The 19437-nt window shown below is 68.9% G+C and carries 16 protein-coding genes and 5 pseudogenes; 16 read left to right on the forward strand and 5 right to left on the reverse strand.

Going from position 1 to position 19437, the window contains the following annotated elements:
• Positions 1 to 279, forward strand: a pseudogene (locus tag AB1285_RS18295) (ANTAR domain-containing response regulator); the annotation flags it as partial.
• A 124-nt stretch (positions 280 to 403) separates the two neighbouring features.
• On the forward strand, positions 404 to 856 hold the full coding sequence (locus AB1285_RS18300; RefSeq protein WP_429977602.1) for a GNAT family N-acetyltransferase: 453 nt from the start codon (positions 404 to 406) through the stop codon (positions 854 to 856).
• Here AB1285_RS18300 and AB1285_RS18305 read toward each other — a convergent pair.
• Positions 831 to 1259 (reverse strand): hotdog fold thioesterase, encoded by a 429-nt coding sequence (locus AB1285_RS18305; protein WP_060921657.1) that lies wholly within the window; start codon positions 1257 to 1259, stop codon positions 831 to 833. The two genes, AB1285_RS18300 and AB1285_RS18305, sit on opposite strands and share 26 nt — an antisense overlap.
• Positions 1260 to 1304: 45 nt before the next feature.
• On the opposite strand from AB1285_RS18305, the gene polA reads away from it, so the two are divergent.
• The 8 genes and pseudogenes from polA (at position 1305) to AB1285_RS18345 (ending at position 10565) form a co-directional block, all read left to right on the forward strand.
• Entirely contained in the window at positions 1305 to 3938 is a 2634-nt protein-coding gene (polA, locus tag AB1285_RS18310) for a DNA polymerase I (protein ID WP_292795119.1), read from the forward strand.
• Between the two features lie 39 nt (positions 3939 to 3977).
• Positions 3978 to 5654, forward strand: coding sequence for a DUF885 domain-containing protein (locus tag AB1285_RS18315; RefSeq protein ID WP_292795121.1), 1677 nt, complete (start codon positions 3978 to 3980; stop codon positions 5652 to 5654).
• Positions 5655 to 5709: 55 nt separating this feature from the next.
• A complete protein-coding gene (locus AB1285_RS18320; protein ID WP_062634549.1) occupies positions 5710 to 6744 on the forward strand; it encodes an LLM class flavin-dependent oxidoreductase in 1035 nt (344 codons plus the stop codon).
• A gap of 51 nt (positions 6745 to 6795) precedes the next feature.
• Positions 6796 to 8148, forward strand: a pseudogene (locus AB1285_RS18325) (MFS transporter).
• Positions 8149 to 8176: 28 nt separating this feature from the next.
• The gene (locus tag AB1285_RS18330; RefSeq protein ID WP_292795124.1) at positions 8177 to 8932 is read left to right on the forward strand and encodes an SGNH/GDSL hydrolase family protein; all 756 of its coding nucleotides are present in this window, start codon (positions 8177 to 8179) and stop codon (positions 8930 to 8932) included.
• A 19-nt stretch (positions 8933 to 8951) separates the two neighbouring features.
• Positions 8952 to 9699, forward strand: a pseudogene (locus tag AB1285_RS18335) (formylglycine-generating enzyme family protein).
• Positions 9700 to 9751: 52 nt separating this feature from the next.
• Positions 9752 to 9961, forward strand: coding sequence for a hypothetical protein (locus AB1285_RS18340; protein WP_429977603.1), 210 nt, complete (start codon positions 9752 to 9754; stop codon positions 9959 to 9961).
• Positions 9903 to 10565 (forward strand): arginase family protein, encoded by a 663-nt coding sequence (locus tag AB1285_RS18345; RefSeq protein WP_429977604.1) that lies wholly within the window; start codon positions 9903 to 9905, stop codon positions 10563 to 10565. The genes AB1285_RS18340 and AB1285_RS18345 overlap by 59 nt, the downstream gene beginning before the upstream one ends.
• A 140-nt stretch (positions 10566 to 10705) precedes the next feature.
• On the opposite strand, the pseudogene AB1285_RS18350 reads toward AB1285_RS18345, so the two are convergent.
• Together AB1285_RS18350 and AB1285_RS18355 are read right to left on the reverse strand one after the other, a co-directional pair.
• Positions 10706 to 11761, reverse strand: a pseudogene (locus tag AB1285_RS18350) (DUF4232 domain-containing protein); the annotation flags it as partial.
• An 18-nt stretch (positions 11762 to 11779) separates the two neighbouring features.
• Positions 11780 to 13024 (reverse strand): MFS transporter, encoded by a 1245-nt coding sequence (locus tag AB1285_RS18355; protein ID WP_429977605.1) that lies wholly within the window; start codon positions 13022 to 13024, stop codon positions 11780 to 11782.
• 134 nt (positions 13025 to 13158) lie between these two features.
• Between AB1285_RS18355 and AB1285_RS18360 the strand changes: the two are divergent.
• From AB1285_RS18360 to AB1285_RS18370, 3 genes and pseudogenes are all read left to right on the forward strand, one after another.
• Positions 13159 to 13233 (forward strand): annotated as a pseudogene (locus AB1285_RS18360) (VOC family protein); the annotation flags it as partial.
• A gap of 20 nt (positions 13234 to 13253) precedes the next feature.
• Positions 13254 to 13526, forward strand: a complete 273-nt coding sequence (locus tag AB1285_RS18365) for a VOC family protein (protein WP_429977606.1) — start codon at positions 13254 to 13256, stop codon at positions 13524 to 13526.
• 47 nt (positions 13527 to 13573) lie between these two features.
• Positions 13574 to 14104, forward strand: coding sequence for a GNAT family N-acetyltransferase (locus tag AB1285_RS18370; protein WP_292795134.1), 531 nt, complete (start codon positions 13574 to 13576; stop codon positions 14102 to 14104).
• Between the two features lie 29 nt (positions 14105 to 14133).
• Here the strand turns inward: AB1285_RS18370 and AB1285_RS18375 are convergent, their stop codons facing one another.
• Positions 14134 to 14931, reverse strand: coding sequence for a hypothetical protein (locus AB1285_RS18375; RefSeq protein WP_429977607.1), 798 nt, complete (start codon positions 14929 to 14931; stop codon positions 14134 to 14136).
• A gap of 952 nt (positions 14932 to 15883) precedes the next feature.
• On the opposite strand from AB1285_RS18375, the gene AB1285_RS18380 reads away from it, so the two are divergent.
• Genes AB1285_RS18380 through AB1285_RS18390 form a run of 3 tightly spaced genes read left to right on the forward strand, consistent with a single transcriptional unit; the run spans position 15884 to position 16688 of the window.
• Positions 15884 to 16213 (forward strand): hypothetical protein, encoded by a 330-nt coding sequence (locus AB1285_RS18380; protein ID WP_429977608.1) that lies wholly within the window; start codon positions 15884 to 15886, stop codon positions 16211 to 16213.
• Positions 16210 to 16449 (forward strand): hypothetical protein, encoded by a 240-nt coding sequence (locus AB1285_RS18385; protein ID WP_429977609.1) that lies wholly within the window; start codon positions 16210 to 16212, stop codon positions 16447 to 16449. Before AB1285_RS18380 ends, AB1285_RS18385 begins: the two co-directional genes overlap by 4 nt.
• Entirely contained in the window at positions 16446 to 16688 is a 243-nt protein-coding gene (locus AB1285_RS18390) for a hypothetical protein (protein ID WP_429977610.1), read from the forward strand. Before AB1285_RS18385 ends, AB1285_RS18390 begins: the two co-directional genes overlap by 4 nt.
• Positions 16689 to 18255: 1567 nt before the next feature.
• Here AB1285_RS18390 and AB1285_RS18395 read toward each other — a convergent pair.
• Positions 18256 to 19437 (reverse strand): hypothetical protein (locus AB1285_RS18395; RefSeq protein WP_429977611.1); only part of this gene is annotated, 1182 nt, incomplete at its 5' end.

The following is a 19437-nucleotide window of genomic DNA, read 5'->3' on the forward strand; positions in this document are numbered from 1 at the left end:
GCCTACGTCGTGAAGCCCTTCACCCCGAACGACCTCCTTCCCGCGATCGAGATCGCTCTGGCCCGCCACGAGCAGATCATCACTCTCGAGGCCGAGGTCGCCGACATGGTCGAGCGCTTCGAGACCCGCAAGCTCGTCGACCGGGCCAAGGGGCTCCTCAACGAGAAGATGGGCCTGAGCGAGCCCGAGGCGTTCCGCTGGATCCAGAAGGCGTCGATGGATCGCCGGCTGACGATGCAGGACGTCGCCAAGGCGATCATCGAGCAGCTCGCTCCAAGAAGTAAGGCACTCCGGTGCTCCGGCTGGACGCAGAGCATGTTCTGCGGCCGGTCCGTGCCGGGGACGGAGCCGCACTCGCGCGTGCGTACCGGGCGAACAGGAGCATCTCGCCCCCTGGGAGCCGGTGCGCTCCGAGGCGTTCTTCACCGAGGAGTGGCAGGAGCAGAACGCCCAGCAGTGCGTCGCCGAAGCCGCGCTCGGCCGGAGCTCCCGGTTCGTGATCCTCTCGGACGACGGCGAGATCCGCGGCCGGATGAACCTGAACACCATCGTGCGCGGCGCGTTCTGGAGCGCTGATCTCGGCTACTGGATCGATTCCACCCGGCTGCGCCGCGGCCTCGCAGGTCGCGCGGTGGCCCTCATCGCGGAGCACGCGCGGGACGAGCTGCGGCTGCACCGGCTCCAGGCCTCGACGCTGCTGCACAACGTGGCCTCCCAGCGGGTGCTCGCCGCCAACGGCTTCGAGCGCATCGGCATCGCCCCGAAGTACCTGCGGATCGCGGGGGAGTGGCAGGACCACATCCTCTTCCAGCTGCTGCTGGAGGAGCCGCTCAGCGCCCGGCGGGAGCGTCCTTGATCATGTTGGTGATGCGGATCGTGGAGCAGCGCCGGCCCTGATCGTCGGTCACGACGATCTCGTGCACCGTGATGCTCCGGCCCAGGTGCACGGGCGTGCAGACCCCGGTGACCACGCCCGAGGTGGCCGACCGGGTGTGCGTGGCGTTGATGTCGACCCCGACCGCCAGGCGGCCCGCTCCCGCATGCAGATTGGCCGCCATCGAGCCGAGCGATTCGCCTAGCACGACGTAGGCGCCGCCGTGCATGAGACCGACCGGCTGGGTGTTGCCCTCCACCGGCATCGTCGCCACGCACCGGTCGACGCCGAACTCGACGAACTCCATGCCCATCTTCTCGGCCAGGGCTCCCATGCCGCGGGCGGCCGCCCACTCGAGTCCTTCGCTGGTGGCGACCTCGCTCATGCATCCTCCTCTGCGGGTGTCCGTGCTCCTCGTTAGGCTGACAGGGTGACGGACTCCGCAAAGCCTACCCTCATGGTCGTCGACGGCCACTCGCTCGCCTACCGGGCCTTCTTCGCCCTCCCGGTGGACAACTTCACCACCAAGGACAACCAGCACACGAACGCCATCTACGGGTTCCTGTCCATGCTGGTCAACCTCATCAAGGCCGAGCAGCCCACCCACCTCGCGATCGCGTTCGACACCTCCCGCCACTCGTTCCGCACCGACGAGTACCCGGAGTACAAGGCCACCCGATCCGAGACGCCGCAGGAGTTCAAGGGCCAGATCCCGCTGCTGCAGGACTGCCTCGCCGCGATGTCGATCCCGGTGCTGACGCAGGAGGGCATCGAGGCCGACGACATCCTCGCCACCCTCTCCACCCAGGGCGCCGCCCAGGGCTACGACGTGCTCGTGGTCTCCGGAGACCGCGACACCATCCAGCTCGTCACCGACGACGTCACGCTGCTGTATCCGTCCGTGCAGGGTGTCTCGCAGCTCAAGCGCTACGACCCGACGACGGTGCAGGAGCGCTACGGCGTCCGTCCCGAGCAGTACCCCGACATCGCCGCCCTCGTCGGTGAGACCAGCGACAACCTCCCCGGTGTGCCGAAGGTGGGGGAGAAGACGGCCGTCAAGTGGCTCACGCAGTTCGGCTCCCTCGACGAGCTGCTCGAGCGTGCCGGCGAGATCAAGGGCGTGGTCGGCGGCAACCTCCGCGATCACATCGAAGACGTCCGCCGCAACCGCAAGCTCAACCGCCTGCTCACCGACGTGGAGCTGCCGGTGGCACCGGCCGATCTCGCGGTCGCCCCGATCGATGCCGAGGCCGTCCGCGACATCTTCGCCCGACTCGAGTTCCGCACGCTGCTACCGCGAGTCTTCGAGGCCGTCGGTGCGGGCGAGGTGGCCGACGACCCGGCCTCCGTCGTCGAGATGCCGGCGCCGGCACAGGTGTCCGCCTCCGATCTGGCCACCTGGGCCGCGGCTCAGAGCGGAGATATCGCTCTACGGGTCGTGGTGCAGTCCGGCGCCCCCGTGCGCGTCGGCGTCGCCACCGGGAGCGAGCTGCGCGAGCTCGACTGGTCGGAGGAGGCGGCCGCGGCGCTGCGCACGTGGCTGGAGTCCGACGCGCCGAAGGTGCTGCACGACGCCAAGCCGCAGGTGAAGGCGCTGCTCCGTCACGGGATCCGTCTCTGCGGGCTCGCCTACGACACGAGCCTCGCCGGCTGGCTGCTGCGTCCGAGCTTCCCGGACAAGACGCTGTCCGACCTCGTCCAGCGCTACCTGGGGGAGAAGCTCCCCGAGGCCGATCCGTCGCAGCTCGTGCCGGAGACCGAGGGTGCCACCCCGTCGCAGGAGGCGTGGTTCATCCTCCGCGTGGCCGAGGCCCTGCGGAACGATCTGCCCGAGCCGGTCGACGCCGTGCTCCGCGACATCGAGCTGCCGACGCTCGGCACTCTCGCCGACATGGAGCTCGCCGGCGTCGCCGTCTCGCACGAGGTTCTGTCGACGTTCTCGGCCGAGCTCGCGACACGCGCGGATGCGCTGGCCCAGGAGGCGTTCTCGGTCGTCGGCCGCGAGTTCAACCTCGGGTCGCCGAAGCAGCTCCAGGAGGTGCTGTTCGAAGACCTGCAGCTTCCGAAGACGCGCAAGACGAAGACCGGGTACTCGACCGATGCGGCCGTGCTCGCCGACCTCCAGGAGTCGCACCCGCACCCCTTCCTGAGCCTGCTGCTGCAGCACCGAGAGGCGACGAAGCTGCGTCAGATCATCGAGTCCCTCGACACTGCGATCCGCGAGGACCACCGGGTGCACACGACCTATGTGCAGACCGGCAGTCAGACCGGGCGCCTGTCCAGCACCGACCCGAACCTCCAGAACATCCCGGTCCGCACCGAGGAGTCACGGCGCATCCGCAGCGCCTTCGAGGTCGGCGAGGGGTACGAGACCCTGCTCACCGCCGACTACTCGCAGATCGAGATGCGGATCATGGCGCACCTCTCGGGTGATGAGGGGTTGATCGAGGCCTTCAACAGCGGCGAAGACCTGCACCGTTTCGTCGGCGCCCGCGTGTTCGGCGTCGATCCGTCCGAGGTCACGCCGGCGATGCGCACCAAGGTGAAGGCGATGTCGTACGGCCTCGTCTACGGGCTCTCCGCGTTCGGGCTGTCCAAGCAGCTGCGCATCGAGCAGTCGGAGGCCAAGCAGCTCATGGTGGAGTACTTCGCACGGTTCGGTGCGGTCCGCGACTACCTGCGGGCCTCGGTGATGAAGGCCAAGGAGGTCGGCTACACCGAGACGATCTTCGGACGTCGGCGGCCGTTCCCCGATCTCGCGAGCCCCAACCGCGTGCTGCGCGAGAACGCCGAGCGGGCCGCGCTCAACGCCCCGATCCAGGGCAGCGCGGCCGACATCATGAAGATCGCGCTGTTCCACATCCACGACGACCTCCACGCCGCGAAGCTGGAGTCGCGGGTGCTGCTGCAGATCCACGACGAACTCGTCGTCGAGGTCGCTGCGGGGGAGTGGGACGCGGTGGAGCAGATCGTCCGCACGCGGATGGGTGACGCCGCGCAGCTCTCCGTGCCGCTCGACGTGCAGGTCGGCCGCGGTCGGGACTGGAACGAAGCCGCGCACTGATCCCGGTGGCCGGAAGGGGCGGGGATTAGGCTGGAAGGCATGACTTCCGCACCCCGCACCCCCTCCGCCATCGACAGGGTCGCCGATGAATGGGTCGACACGATCGCCGTGCTGGCGCCGACTCTCGGCACGTACATCGGCCGCTCCGAGGTCAACGACCGATTCGGCGACCTGAGTCCGGAAGGTCACGAGGAGATCGCCGCGGCGACGCGGGCCACACTGGACAAGCTGGCCGCGCTGGAGCCGGTCGACGCGATCGACGAGGTCACCAAGACCGATCTCAGCGCCGAGCTGCGCCTCGACCTCGAGTTGCACGACGCGAAGTGGCACCTGCGTGATCTGAACGTCATCGCATCCGCCGCGCAGGACGTCCGCTCCGCCTTCGACCTGATGCCCACCGCGACGGTCGAGGACTGGGAGGTCGTCTCCACCCGACTCTCTGCCATGCCGGGGGCGCTGCGCGGGTACATCGAGACGCTCCGTCTGGGCATCGCCGAGGGCGTCACTCCCGCCCGTCGCCAGGTCGCGGAGGTCGCGACGCAGATCGACCGCTACATCGCCGACGACGGCTTCTTCGCGGCGTTCGTCGCGCACGCCGATCCCGAGGAGGGTCAGCTTCCCGCCTCGCTCGCCCGCACGCTGGCGGACAACTCCGCGGCTGCCCGGGTCGCCTACGGCGAGCTGCGGCGCTTCCTGGCCGAGGAGCTGGCCCCCGAAGCCGGTGAGACGGACGCCGTGGGGCGCGAGCTCTACGCCCTCAACTCCCGGCGTTTCCTCGGCGCGACCATCGACCTCGACGAGACCTACGAGTGGGGCCGAGAAGAGCTCGCCCGCATGGTGGCCGAGCAGACGGCGATCGCGAACGAGATCCTTCCCGGAGCCTCCGTCGAGGAGGCCGTCGCGCATCTGGAGTCGGACCCCGCCCGTAAGCTCGTCGGCACCGAGGCGCTCCAGCGGTGGATGCAGGAGACCAGCGATCGAGCGGTCGCCGAGCTGGGTGCCTCGCACTTCGACATCCCGGAGGCGATCCGCACGCTGGAGTGCATGATCGCGCCGACGCAGGAGGGCGGGATCTACTACACCGGTCCCACCGACGACTTCTCGCGCCCCGGTCGCATGTGGTGGTCGGTCCCCGAGGGCGTCACCGAGTTCGACACGTGGCGCGAGCTCACCACCGTGTACCACGAGGGTGTGCCGGGGCATCACCTGCAGATCGCCCAGGCCGTCTACAACCGCGCCGAGCTCAACTCCTGGCGGCGGCTGCTCGCCGGCACGTCGGGGCACGCGGAGGGCTGGGCGCTGTACGCGGAGCGGCTGATGGAGCAGCTCGGTTACCTCGATGACCCGGCTGATCGCCTCGGCATGCTGGATGGGCAGCGGATGCGGGCGGCGCGCGTGGTCCTCGACATCGGCGTGCACCTCGGCAAGCCCCGACTCGAGGGCGAGGGCGTCTGGGATGCCGAGTACGCGCTCGACTTCCTCCGCCGCAACGTGAACATGTCGGACCAGTTCGTGCAGTTCGAGGTCAACCGGTACCTCGGCTGGCCGGGTCAGGCGCCGTCGTACAAGGTCGGTCAGCGCATCTGGGAGCAGGTCCGCGACGCCGTGCAGCAGGCGGAGGGCGACGCGTTCAGCTTCAAGGGCTTCCACAAGCGCGCCCTCGATCTCGGCGGCGTCGGACTCGACACGCTGCGCAGCGCGCTGCTCCCTCGGTGACGGGAATGCCGGTCCGAGTCCGCGTGTTCCATTCACCTGAATAGGAAGGTGTGACATGGACATCGAATTCGGGCTGGACACGTTCGGCGACATCACCCGGGATCAGGACGGCGAGCTGCTCAGCGGCGCGCAGACCATCCGGAACGTCGTCGCGCAGGCGGAGCTGGCCGACACCGTCGGCGTCGACTTCTTCGGGGTGGGGGAGCACCACCGGCGCGAGTTCGCGGTCTCGTCCCCGGAGATGGTGCTCGCGGCGATCGCGGCGCGCACTGAGCGCATCCGGCTGGGCACCGCCGTGACCGTGCTGTCCTCGGACGACCCGGTGCGTGTGTTCGAACGCTTCTCGACCCTCGACGCCCTGTCCGGCGGCCGGGCGGAGGTCGTCCTCGGGCGCGGTTCGTTCATCGAGTCCTTCCCGCTGTTCGGCTACGACCTGCGCGACTACGACCGGCTCTTCGAGGAGAAGCTCGAGCTGTTCGTCGAGCTCCTCAAGGAAGAGCCCGTCACGTGGTCCGGCTCGCTGCGGCCGTCTCTCGACAACGCGGACGTCTTCCCGAAGACCGAGAAGGGCCTGCGCACGTGGGTCGGCGTGGGTGGCAGCCCTGAGTCCGTCGTGCGTGTCGCGCGTCACGGTCTCGGCCTGATGCTGGCGATCATCGGCGGCCCGGCCGGGCGGTTCAAGCCGTTCGTCGACCTCTACCACCGCTCGGTCGCCTCCTTCGGGACGACCGCCCACCCGGTGGCCGTGCACTCACCCGGTCACATCGCGCCCACCGACGCGGAGGCGTGGGACGAGGCCTACCCGGGCTTCGAGGCGATGAACAACACCATCGGTCGCGAGCGCGGCTGGCCGCCTTACAGCCGCGCGCGCTTTCAGAACGACATCGGTCCGGAGGGCTCGCTCTATGCCGGTTCGCCGGAGCGCGTCGCGGCGAAGATCGCCGACACGATCACGACCCTCGGGCTCGGCCGCTTCGACCTCAAGTACGCGACCGGCACCCTGTCGCACGAGTCGATGATGCGCAGCATCGAGCTGTACGGCACCGAGGTGATCCCTCGGGTGCGGAAGCTCCTCGCCGACCGCGACTGAGCCGGCGTCATGTCGCGGCTCGGCGGGACGGGCGGCCCTACGATGAGAATCATGGCCGATACCGCCCTGCCGAGCCGCACCTCGCTCGCCGAGCGCCTCGACGTCCTCCCGTTCACACCGCCGGCACCTGCGCCTGCTCACGGGCTCCGGCGTCGGCTGGGCGCTCGACGCGATGGACGTCGGACTCATCTCCTTCATCATCGCGGCGCTCTCACAGCAGTGGGATCTCACGAAGGGGGAGGCCGGCTGGATCGCCTCGCTCGGCTTCGTCGGCATGGCGGTCGGCGCGACCCTCGGCGGTCTTCTCGCTGACCGCTTCGGCCGCCGGCAGGTGTTCACCCTCACGCTGCTCATCTACGGCGTGGCCACCGGAGCGAGTGCGCTGGTCGGATCAGTGGCGGCGCTGCTCGTGCTGCGGTTCTTCGTCGGCCTCGGCCTGGGAGCGGAGCTGCCGGTCGCCTCGACCTACGTGAGCGAGTTCGCACCCGCGCGCATCCGGGGACGGCTGATCGTCATCCTCGAAGCCTTCTGGGCCGTCGGCTGGACGGCATCGGCCCTGATCGGGTTCTTCGTCATCCCCGCCTCCGAGTCGGGGTGGCGGTGGGCCTTCGCGCTCGGCGCGATCCCCGCGGTCTACGCCCTCGTCGTGCGGTGGGGTCTGCCCGAGTCGCCGCGCTGGCTGGCGTCCCGCGGACGAATCACGGAAGCCGACCGCATCGTCGCCGCGTTCGAGGCCGATGCCGGTGTCGAGCACACCCCGCAGATCCGGAAGGAGCCGGCGTCGCGGGCGATCGCGATGACGGCGCGGGCCCGGCTCGCTGCGCTCTGGAGCGTCGAGTTCCGGATGCGGACCGCCTGCCTCTGGCTGGTGTGGCTTGCCGTCAACTTCGCCTACTACGGGGCGTTCATCTGGATCCCGAGCATCCTCGTCGACGCGGGATTCGACCTCGTCCGCTCGTTCGGCTTCACCCTCATCATCACGCTCGCGCAACTCCGGGCTATGGCGTGGCCGCCTGGCTCATCGAAGTGTGGGGCCGCCGGGTCACGCTCTCGGTCTTCCTGCTGGGGGCGACCGCCTCGGCCGTGGTCTTCGGCACCGCCACGACCGTGCCGATGATCATCGGCGCAGGCATGGCCCTGTCGTTCTTCACCCTCGGTGCGTGGGGCGCGCTGTACGCGGTGACGCCGGAGATCTACCCGACCTCGCTGCGCGGCACGGGGGCCGGCTGGGCCGCCGGGGTGGGCCGCATCGCCTCCATCGTGGCGCCCCTCGCCGTTCCCGTCCTCCTCGGTGCCGGCGGCGCGCCCCTGCTGTTCGTCGTGTTCGCGGCCTGCTTCCTCGTCGCCGCCGCGGCGGCCTGGGGTCTCGTCGATCGGAGCGGAGCGGCGTTGGACGACCGGTGACGTCCGGGACCGGGAATAGGCTGGGCGCGTGGCTGATGTACGTTTCGTCGCGATAGGCGACTCCTTCACCGAAGGCGTGGGCGATGTGCTCCCCGATGGGCGCGAGCGCGGCTGGGCCGACATCGCCGCGCAGGGATGGGCGGATGCTGCGGGGCACCCCATCCAGTACGCGAACCTCGCGATCCGGGGGAAGCTGGCGTGGCCGATCGTCGAGGAGCAGCTCGAGCCCGCGTTGGCTCTGCGTCCCACGCACCTGTCGTTCAACGGCGGGGGCAACGACATGCTGCGGCGGCGGACAGACGTCGAGCACATCGCCGACGCGTTCAGCCGCGTGCTGCGGCGGTGCGACGAGGAGGGTGTGACGATGATCCTGCTCTCCGGTGCCAACCCCAGCGGGCAGCTTCCGATGGGATCGCTCGTGCAACGCCGCGGCGATCTGCTCTCCGAGGCGGTCCTGCGGCGCATCGAGGACCGGCCCGACGTCATCCGTGCCCTCAACTGGCCGGACACGGAGCTGTCGAAACCCGCGTACTGGTCGGAGGACCGGCTGCACATGAACGCGGCGGGCCACCACCGCGTCGCGGCCCGCGTGCTGCACGGGCTCGGCTTCGAGCCGCCAGCAGCCTGGTGGGCGCCGCTCGACCGCTGGACTGCAGGGCCCGGGGGCCTGGCGTACTACCGGGAGTTCGTCGGCCCGTGGGTGCGACGGCGCGTGACGAGGACCTCATCCGGGGACGGCCGCGCAGCGAAGTATCCGACCTGGGTCGAGCGGACCCCGGCATGAGCGCCGCCACGCCCCGCGGATGAGCGACATCGAACTCGTCCGTCTCCCCGCCGGGACTGTCACGCTGCACGACGCCCGGCGCCGCACCCGCCGGACCGTCGAACTCGAGCCGTTCTCCCTCGCCGCCTTCCCGGTGACGGAGGAACAGGTCACCGAAGTCCTGGGCACACCATCACGGCATCCTCGTCGCCCGGGTCGCCGACGTGAGCTGGCTGCGGGCCATCCACTTCTGCAACGCCGCCTCGGAGTGGGAGGGACTCGATCCCGTGTACCACTTCGAGGGTGAGGACGTGGCCTGGGACACCACAGCGGACGGCTACCGCCTTCCGACCGAGGCCGAGTGGGAGTACGCCTGCCGAGCAGGCTCCACCGGGCCACACTATGCGCCGCTGGCGGAGGCCGCCTGGACCGCGGCCGACGGAGTGGGCACGCCGCAGGACGTGGGCGGAAAGCTCCCGAACCTGCACGGGCTCTTCGACACGCTCGGCAACGTGTGGGAATGGTGCTGGGATCTCCTCGACCCCGCGCGGTACGACGACTATCGGGTCTTTCGCGGCGGAGGATTCGCCGACGACGCCTGGAGCGTGCGCGCGTCCGTTCGCCGCGGGGGAGCGCCGCGCATACACCATGAGGACGTCGGTTTCCGCGTTGCTCGGGGCGCCTTCGACACCGAGGAGGAGGCGCAGGGCTGGTCGGCGGCCGCGGACCGGGAGCGGGCCTTCGTCGACGGCGGTCTGCCCTCGGGCTGGACCCCACGCCGACGGTAGCCCGCGCCGGGCGGTTTTGGTCGCCCACTCTGCGCGGTGGGAGACTGAAGGGATGACCACGCCGTTCGCGCTCATCCTCAACCAGGGTCGCGTCGCCGACCGCACGGACGGAGCCCTCGTCGGGGCACGCCGCGTCGCCGACGCGCTGTCCGCGCTCCTGCAGCGGGAGCCCGTCGTGGTCGGTACCCCCGGAGCCGGGCCGGATGGACGACTGGTCGGTCGCGCTGCCCGAAGCTGCGGAGACGCTCACGGGCCTGCGTGACGCGGTGCAGGAGGCGATCGCCGCGGATGCGACGCCGCTCCTCGTGACGAACACCTGTGCGGCGAGCCTCGGAACGCTGCCGAGTGTCGCCGAGCACCACCCCGACGCAGTGGTGCTGTGGATCGACGCGCACGGCGACTTCCACACGCCCGACACCACCGACTCCGGCTACCTCGGCGGCATGGTCCTCGCCGCCGCCTGCGGGCTGTGGGACAGCGGCCACGGGGCGGGCATCGACCCCAAGCAGGTCATCGTCGTGGGCGGTCGCGACATCGATCCCGCCGAGGGGGAGCTGCTCGGCGGCGCGGGAGTGACCGTCCTCAGCCCCGCGGAGAGCACCCCGGAGCGGCTCAGCGCGCTCATCGCCGGGCGACCGGTGTGGATCCATGTCGACTGGGACGTCCTGGAGCCGGGCTACATCCCTGCGGCCTATCGCGTGGGCGATGGTCTGCTCCCGCACCACGTGGCCGCGCTGTTCGCCGCGATCCCGTCGGCGGACGTCCGCGGCGTGGAACTCGCCGAGTTCGAGGCGGGCGACGCGGAGGTGCCCGAGCGCGTCAGCGTCGAGTTGATCGTGGAGACCGTCCAGCACCTGCTGCGCTGACGGCGCTGCGTACGGTCACGGCGCGGCGGGTGCGGCGCCGAGGTGCCACGCGGTGATCTCGACCTCGGAGCCCGACACGATGTCGAGCTCGACCGGCCACGAGCCGCGGTCATACCGGGGAGCAGGGCGGCGTGTAGCGCACGTGCCACGAGAGCGCCGTCCGTGGCATTGGCGTCCCATCCGATCACCGCGGTCGCCTCGCCCTGGGGCGGCACGGTGACGGGCGCGGAGCCGGGGTCGGTCGCCAGGAAGGACGAACCGGACCGCACCTCGACGTCGAGAGCATGACCGTTCTGGTCGGCGAAGGCGATGTCGGGATACCCCTCGACCACGCACGGCTCCTCGCTGACGTTCATCAGACGGATGCTCTGGGCACGGTGCCCCGTGGCCCCGTCGGCGGTGCCGAGCAGCAGCGTGGCCCGGTCGGGGGTGCAAGCGTCCGCGGGGAGCTGCGGTGTCGAGGCCCCCGGGGCCCGCTCCGGCACCGGATCGCCCATGGCCGTCGGATCGACGAAGGCTCCGGAATCGTCGGTGGTGCCCTGCAGCGCGGCGTTCTCCTCGATGATCTGGCGCTGCCACGCGGCATCGGCCAGGCTCCCGACGACGACGAGAGAGACCACGCTCGCGAGAGCGAGACCGAGGAGGCGCGGGGACCACGGCCGCGCGGGTTCTCCGCAGGCTCTCCGCGAAAGCGCCCAGGCGGGGATCCAGCCCCAGGCGAGTCCCCAGTAGGCGGTGTCTGGAGCGGACTCCACGACCGCCGCGGTCAGACCGTGCACGCCGGAGAGAGGGAGGAAGGACAGCACCCGGGTGACGTCGTCGCACAGCCCGACGGCCGTACCGGCGAGGACGGCGCCGAACCAGAGCACGAGGAACGCGGGAGCCCGGCCGACGCCCTGCGCGCCGCGTGCCACGACCCAGACGACGCTGCACAGGACGGCCGCCGTCATGGCCAGCACCGGGACGTCCCACGCGCCGGGGAGCAGCCAGGCGTGACTCTGCAGCGGGCCGATACCGACGAAGCTCAGCACTCGCGTCAGCACGATGTCGGAACCGGTCAGTCGGGCGATGGCGCCGGAGACGATCCACAGTGCGCCGAGGAGCAGCCCGGCGAGCAGCCCCGCCGTCGACGGCGGCCTCGTGCGACCGTCTCGGGCGCTCGGGAGGGCGGCGGTCGACGGGGGAGCGGAGGCCATGCCTCATCCTAGGGGCGCTCAGCGACGCCGGTCGGGATCCAGCCCCATGCGGATCCGCGTCCGCTTGCGTTCGATCAGGATGAACACGACTCCGAGGACCCAGAGCGGGATCAGGGTGAGGAACGCGACACGGAACGCGTCGAGCGTGTAGGTGTCCGGGGTGCCGGCGCCCTGGGCGTCGAGGAGGAGACCGATCACGAACACGGCGATCAGGGCAGCGATGAAGCCTCCCGCGTTCGTCACGCCGGTGGCCGTGCTGAGGCGATGCACGGGGTTGTGCGTGCGGGCGTGGTCGAAGGCGATCATCGACGCGGGGCCGCCGGTCGCCAGAGCGACCGCCAGGACCCAGAGCAGCCAGTCCGGGGCGGGGCCGGGGAGGGCGATGACCGCGATCCAGGCCGCCATCTGCACGCCGACCGCGGGGAGGACGAGGGCGAGCGAGCGGTGGTTCGGCAGGCGGCGGGAGAGATCGCCGATGATCGGGCCAAGGATCATGCCCGCGACCACGTAGATCGAGATGATCCCCGCCGCGTGGGCGGTGGTCAGGCCCTCGCCGGCCGTGAGGAACGGCATGCCCCACAGCAGCACGAACACCGTGCCGGCGAACGGTGTGGTGAAGTGCGACCAGAACGCGAGCCGTGTGCCGGGATGTGCCCAGGCCGCCCGGATGCCGACGCCCGTGTCGATCGCCGACGTCACGACACGCACGACTCCGGTGTCCGTGTTCACCGAGACGTCCGGACCGCTCTCGGCGGGGTTGTTGCGCACGATGAGCCACACGAGGATCGTGAAGAGCAGGCCGAGACCGGCGATGCTGCCGAACGTGATCGACCAGGTGGTGGCGTGCAGCAGGGCGGCGACCGGCACCAGCGCGATCAGCTGCCCCGCCTGCCCGATGATCCCGGTGAACTGGACCATGACGGGGCCGCGCTGCGCGGGGAACCATGTGGCCACCAGTCGCAGCACGGCGGGGAACACGGCGGCGTCGCCGGCTCCGAGGAGGACACGCGCGACGATCGCGATGCCGATGCTGGGGGAGAGGGCCATGGTGAGCTGTCCGGCCGCCATGAGCAGCATCCCCGCCGTGATGATCGGACGGGATCCGTAGCGATCGAGGAGGACGCCGACCGGAATCTGCATCCCGCCGTACACCGCGAGCTGCACGACGGCGAACAGTGCGAGCGTCGAGGCGTCCGCCTGGAAGCGGTCGGCGGCCTCGACACCGACGGCACCCAGCGATGTGCGGTTCGTGATGGCGAGCACGTAGGCCGCGACGCCGACGGACCAGATCGCCCAGGCCCGCCACCCCGGCGTGGAGACGGGGAGTGGGAGACCTGAGGCACCCTTCCACGCTACTCCTGCGTGGCGACGTCCGACGCCGTGGCTAGAGTGCCCGCATGACAGCCTCCTCGCAGCACCATGCCCTCGACTTCGTCGAGCTCGTCGTCACGGATCTCGATGTGGCGAAACGCTTCTTCACCACCGCCTTCGGGTGGAGCTTCAGGACTACGGCCCCGGCTATGCGGGCATCCTCTCGCCCCGCGGAGACGGGAGCGAGGTCGGCGGACTCCTGCTCGCGGACGCGCCGCGACCCGTCGGCGGTCCGCTCGTGCTGCTCTACTCCGACGACCTCGATGCGACGAGGGAGGCGATCCAGGACGCAGGCGGCCGGATCCTACAGGAGCCGTATGCGTTCCCCGGCGGCCGGCGCCTCCACTTCGCCGACCCGAGCGGCAACGAGCTCGGCGTCTGGTCCTCCCACTAGGCGCTGCAGATCATAGCGCGGGGGCGGAGGAGTGCCAGACTGCGAGGATGAGTCACGTGCCCCGCATCCCGGAGATGGACACCTCGCGCCTCCGCCTGCGCAGGCAGGCGATCGAGGACGCGCCCGTGTTCCGCCACCTGTGGACCGAACGCGACGAACGAGTCCCCCCGCACCGGCGGCTCGACCCGGACGGTCGCCCCGACGTGGACGACATCCGAGCGCATATCCGCGATGCCGAGGAGTCGTCGCTGCTCACCGTGGAACGCATCGACACCGGGGATCCGATCGGGTACTGCGGTCTCGTCTACGGCGGCGAGGGGGTGGGCACCGAACCAGAGCTCGCGTTCGAGCTGCTGCGCGCCGAGCACAACCGGGGGCATGCCACCGAAGCTGCTCAAGCCGTCCTGACATGGGCAGACGGGGCGGGCTTCGACCGCGTCTGGGCCGGCGTCTGGGAATGGAACCTCCCGTCCCGGCGGGTGCTCGAGAAGCTCGGCTTCGTCGAGTCCGGATGGGAACGCCCGTCCTCCGCCCACGGTCGAAATATCCTGACCGTCAGGACTCTCTTCGCCGAGTGAGAGGGCGGGCTCCGAGCCGGCGCTCTGCCTCACGTGACTGAGGACCCCACCGGCAGCGCCTCGCCGTCACTCGGGGGCTCCCGCACGAGGTGAAGGGCCTCAGATTTCGTCAGATGGTTGGGGTACAGCATCCGTGAGAACCTTCCCCGCGGATCGTCTTTGTCGCGGGGGAGATCGATGTGGGTTCGCTCGATCGCCGCGATGAGGACTTCCGTCTGCTCATCGGTCAACACGAGGAGCCCTCGTTCTCGCAAGCCCACCGCTGCTCGCGAGTCATCCGATGCCGTGAGGACGACCGCGACACTCCGGGCTGTGGCGTCCGGCTCCCAGGGGTGCGCGATAACCATGGCCGTCGTGATGGTCGCGGTCGGGATCTCCTTCGTGCCGACGAGCAGACGGGTGGCGTCGCGTGAGATGCGCGGCGGTCGCGAACGTCGCCGCACGACGGCGCTGACGATGATCGCCACGACCGCCAGCAGCACAGCCCCGAGCGGCCACGTCCATGCGCCGAGCGGTCCCGCCGCCACGGGGATGAGGAACGCGCCGATCATCATCGCAAGGAGAAGCGGCTGTCCGGAGAAGACGTGAAGAGCCCACCAGGGGAAGAGAGCCCGCGAACGAGAGGGCCCCAACGGCATCCACTCCTGCACGTCGACGTTCGGCTCGCTCTCCGGGCGATCGGACGAGTGCACCGGTTGAGGCTGCCGCCGCACTCCTTTGATGATCAGCGTCATGCCCACCACACCGAACACGGTGGACAGCACCCATCCGCGCAGCGGATCGTCGGTCTCGTTCTGATCCGTCCCCGCCAGTGTGACAAACCCCACCCACGGAGATGAGGAGAAGGAAGACTCCGTAGAGCAAGACGACCCGACGGAGCGGCGGGCCGTCCAGGGCTTCGGCTCCGTGCCTGGAGGCCACGAGGGGTCGCCCCAGGTCCTTCGCCTGGTGAGCAGGAGGCCGGCCGCCGCTCCGACGCATCCGAAAGACAGCGTCATTGCCGCCAGAACGCCGATTCGAGGATCCGCGATCAGGAATGTCGAAGCCACCGCCACCGCTGCGCTGAACATCGCCAGCGCCACGCCCACCACGATGGGCGTCAGCAGCCCTTCGCCCTTCTCATCGCCAGCGCCCATCCGCTCGCCCCACCTCTCCCCAGACTGCAGGCGGAGGATCAGGCCCATCGATCCAGCCGCGGCCCAAATGTGCCTGTCCCTGAGGATGAGAGTAGCGCGAGTGCGCTCCCAGCGAAGGCGTGCACCTCGTAGGATCGCGATATGACCTCCCCTCGCCGTGTCCCTGCAGACCTGCGGAAACGCGGGGGCTTTCGAGGAGCCGATGAATCGACCGCCTCGCTCATCCTCGGCCAGTTCTTCGTCGGTGGCTTTTTCCTGTTCATCGTGGCTTTCTTCCTCGCACTCGGTGCTGCGGAAGAGTACGACGGGGTGACGTCCTTCATCGGGGCGAGCATCATGGCCGTCGTGCTGTCCGTCGTGTCGATGATCACCGCCCTGGTGGTCGGCCTGCCCCTTCGCCTCGTCTCGGCGCTGCGCGCGCGGTGGCTCGCCATGGCGAGATCACCGTCCTCGGGGTCGTCGTCGGACTCGGCGCCTGCATCGTGTCGGTCGTGCTGGCGGGCGGAAGCGGGGGAGCGGCGTCCCCATGGTGGGCGTTCGTCATCTCGTGGACGGTCCTCGCCTTCTCGGTCGCGCATTTCGTCTGGCCAGGGCCACGCCGGCCGCGAGAGTCCCGAGCACCCCGAAACGACGACCAGGCCGCGTGAGCACACGCGGGGAGGGTCAGCATCCGGAGGACCCGGGAGCACGGGACGCCGATGAGCACGTCCCGACGCACACGCGGCGGGGATTCCTCATCGCTGCCGGAACCGGCGTCGCGGTGACCGGCGTCGGCATCTGGCTCTCCGCGAACTCCGGGGAAGAGGCAGACGACACCGGACGCCGCCCGGACAATCCCCGAGGGTTGCCCGAGTATGAGCCGGTCTACGACCGCGCGGTCACGGGTCTCGAGGTACCGCTCGGTTCGAGGACTGTGCCGATCCCACGGTCCGCGCCGACCGCAGCATCGCGGGGAGTGATCGCCGGACCGTGAGCCCTGTCATCGACCGCTTCATCATCCACCACACCGGCACGACTTCCGACCAGTTGGAGTTCTTCTCCCGCTGCAACCGGAGATCATCGGCTCCCACCTTCTATCTGCGACACGACGGATCGGTCATCGAGACCATCCGCCCGGGAGCGAAGCCGTCGTCCACCGGCGCGGACTGGAACTGGCGGTCCGTGGCGGTGAGACGCTGGATTTCACCGGAGCCCCGGAGTACACGGTGACCACCGCGCAGGTGGAGGAGATCGCGCAGATGATCGCGTGGCTCGCAGGCTTCGACGGCCGGACCCTGGACGGCGTTCCGGTGCGCTTCCGGATCGACCGAGAGCACGTCATCACCCACCAGGAGACATGGTCGGGAACGGAGTGTCCGGTCCGTTCCTCCAATCGCGAGTGGATGACATCGTGGCGCGGGCGGAGGAGATCCGGAGGGAGTCACGGTGACGGCACGGGAGCGGGCTAGTTGTAGTTGAAGCACCGACTCGAGTCCGGCGTCGACTCCGGCTCACCCTTGTAGAGATGAACCAGTTTGCCGCCGTCGCCTCGTCGACGTGCACATCCAGGAGCATGCAGGTATAGAGGACGCTGTCTTCGCTTCGGAAACCGGCGTAGATCCAGGTCGTCCCGCACGGTGAATCCGGATCCGTGGCCAGCGTGATCTCATTCAGAGCGCCGCCTGAACCCTCTTCCCAGGTCCCGGAGAAGTCAACGGCATCTGCCCCGCGCAGCTCCACCGCGGTGCGCGGCGGACTCCCACCGCACCCCACATCCCGTGGCCACGCAGTCGCCTGGAAGGTACCGTCCTCAGCGAGCTCGAGCGTCGTCGGCAGGTCGCTTCCCGCCCGCCATGTCCCGTACGCATCGGCCTCCGTCAGGCTGTAGTCCGACGTCCCGCACGCCGCCAACGAGAGCATGAATGCGGTCAAGAACGCGAGCGCACCGACGCGGCCGCGATTCCGAGGGGATGGACGGGTGGGCACAGGCCCATCATGCAGCATCCACCCGTGTCACCGCGGCTGGAGACCCAGGAGAGTGTCACTTTCCTCTACTGGGGATGAGCATTACCCGGATGAGTAGTATTCCTCGTCCATAGCGTCGTGCTCGAGCTTTCGATAGTGGAAGCCAGTCGGAGATAGCCACCCCGCCACGGTGAGGGGCGTGGCTTCAGCCGTGGCAGGGCGCGGCGGGCTGAGGCAGTGACACCAGATGGGCTGAACAGAATGTCGGCGACGGCCTGGTGCATGCCGGACTGCGCGATCTCCTCGTCGGTGTCGTGCGCAACGCCAGGGCTGCCGTCACTGAACGGCTGATCGTTCGACGCGCTGAGTCTCCGGACACACCGGGGCGAGTCAGATAGCCTGAACAAATCAGCGTTGGCGAATGTGCTGCGACAACGACGAAGCGGAAGAAACCGACACCATGGAACCACGCGCATCTCAATCGGACACTCGCCCACGGGCATTCAGCGCGCTTGTCGCGGGCCTCGTCGCAGCGTGTATGAGCCTTGCAGGCTGCTCTGTTCCAGCTAATCCCCTATGCAAAACATGGAAAATCTACGACACGCCACAGGAAGCAGCAAAGGACGCGGACGCGGTGGTCATTGGAACTTTAGTGAACCAGTCTGGAACGGAGGATTGGAACGGCGTAGAGATCAACGTTTGGCAGATGGACATCGAAAGTTGGATCAAGGGGTCTGGTCCGACGCAAATAGAAGTGGCGTCGCCTCCAGACACGTGTGGTCCATTGCCGACACCCTACTCATCGAGTGATCCACTTCTCCAGGCAGGAGACGAAGGCAGAGTCGCAGTCTTCCTGAGCAAGAGCGACGACGGATGGGTCGTGTTGAGCCCATTCCAGGGGACCATCTCCGTTCCAGCCGATGACGCACTTCCGTCGGAATGGCCGCCTCACGATAGCCCGAGCAGATGGAGCTCTTGACCATAAGCCTTGATCCACCGATGCGCTGAGAAAGTGCTTGCGGGACTGCCTGGTTGTGGCTGGTCCCTTTAGCTTCGCAGGTCCGGCTTGCCCTAGCCGTCGTAGCGGCCGCTCACGTAGCTCCGGTACCGGACTCCCCGGTGCTGCTCGTGTTGCCCGAGAGCCGTGTAGCTGTATCCGAGGGCGTCCGCCACCATGGGCGCTGGCATCGCGGCTACTAGCTCGTCGAGCGTGGTGTTCTTCGTCGCGAGGACGTCAACGCCTAGTGAGTTGAGCTCCGCCTTGAGCCGCTCGCGCGTGATGTGCCGCCCTGCGCGCGCTCCTGGAAAGAGGTAGGGGTTGGTGTCGACCGAGCCAGTCCGTGTTCGATCTCTGGAGGCCAGATGCTGGCGGAGGATGCCGTCAAACGGCTCTGGGACGTGGACCGGGTCTTCCGCGAACCTGATCCTCATGCCCTCGACGGCGTCATCGTCGACCGCGTCCAGCCGCATCGTGGCGATGCGCGTCAGCGGTTGGCCGAAGACCAGCAATAGCATGGCGGCAGAACGCGCCGCGGGTGAGAGCGACTCCTCCGTCAGGTAGTAGCGAATCCACTCGAGTCGCTCGCCGTCGGTAATGCGCCTAGTCTGCGCACGAGCGTGGCGCGTGGGGGCGTGGAGTGGGGGAGCGAGTTTGCTTTCCTTCGCGAACTGCAAGAACCCACGGACTGTGTATCGACTCGAGTTTCCCGTCGTGAGCCAGATGTCGACGAGGGATTGGGTGCAGGCCTCGAGTGAGATCTCCTGCTCCTGGAGCCAGTTCAGGAAGTTCGCTGCTGCCGTGATTTGTTGCTTCGCGTTGTGTGCAGCGGAATGAACGTCGCCGTCGTTGCTCTGAATCCGTCTGATGCGGTGTAGGTGATACCAGACCGCGTATCGTTCGAGCGCGCGCTTGTGCTCGCCTTCGAACGACTCAACTTTATTGCGGATCCATGCTTCGAAACGTGTGAACGCCTCGTCGCGAGGGGCAAGGACGCCCACCTCAACGAGCAACGCTCTGATGTGGGCGACGGCGCCACCTTGCGGGAGGGCGTCAAGAATGGCGTGGTCCGGCGGACTCTGAGCTTCCGCGAGAGCCCCGAGCACCGACCTGACCTTGGCGGAGCGAATCCAGGTGAGGACGCTAGTGGGGCGGTCCGCTCGGAGCAAGTGGTCCCTGAGCTGCAGGAGATCACTGCGATGACTCTCGGTGGGGTGCCCGAGCGCCTCGTTGAGGTCATCGGATAGAGCGCAACG

This window comes from Microbacterium sp. NRRL B-14842, from assembly GCF_050470785.1.

Excerpts from the sequence above, each read along its gene's own strand:
- AB1285_RS18305 (WP_060921657.1), bottom strand. The coding sequence starts at position 1,259 with ATGAGCGAGGTCGCCACCAGCGAAGGACTCGAGTGGGCGGCCGCCCGC.
- AB1285_RS18315 (WP_292795121.1), top strand. The coding sequence starts at position 3,978 with ATGACTTCCGCACCCCGCACCCCCTCCGCCATCGACAGGGTCGCCGAT.
- AB1285_RS18320 (WP_062634549.1), top strand. The coding sequence starts at position 5,710 with ATGGACATCGAATTCGGGCTGGACACGTTCGGCGACATCACCCGGGAT.
- AB1285_RS18340 (WP_429977603.1), top strand. The coding sequence starts at position 9,752 with ATGACCACGCCGTTCGCGCTCATCCTCAACCAGGGTCGCGTCGCCGAC.
- AB1285_RS18345 (WP_429977604.1), top strand. The coding sequence starts at position 9,903 with ATGGACGACTGGTCGGTCGCGCTGCCCGAAGCTGCGGAGACGCTCACG.
- AB1285_RS18370 (WP_292795134.1), top strand. The coding sequence starts at position 13,574 with ATGAGTCACGTGCCCCGCATCCCGGAGATGGACACCTCGCGCCTCCGC.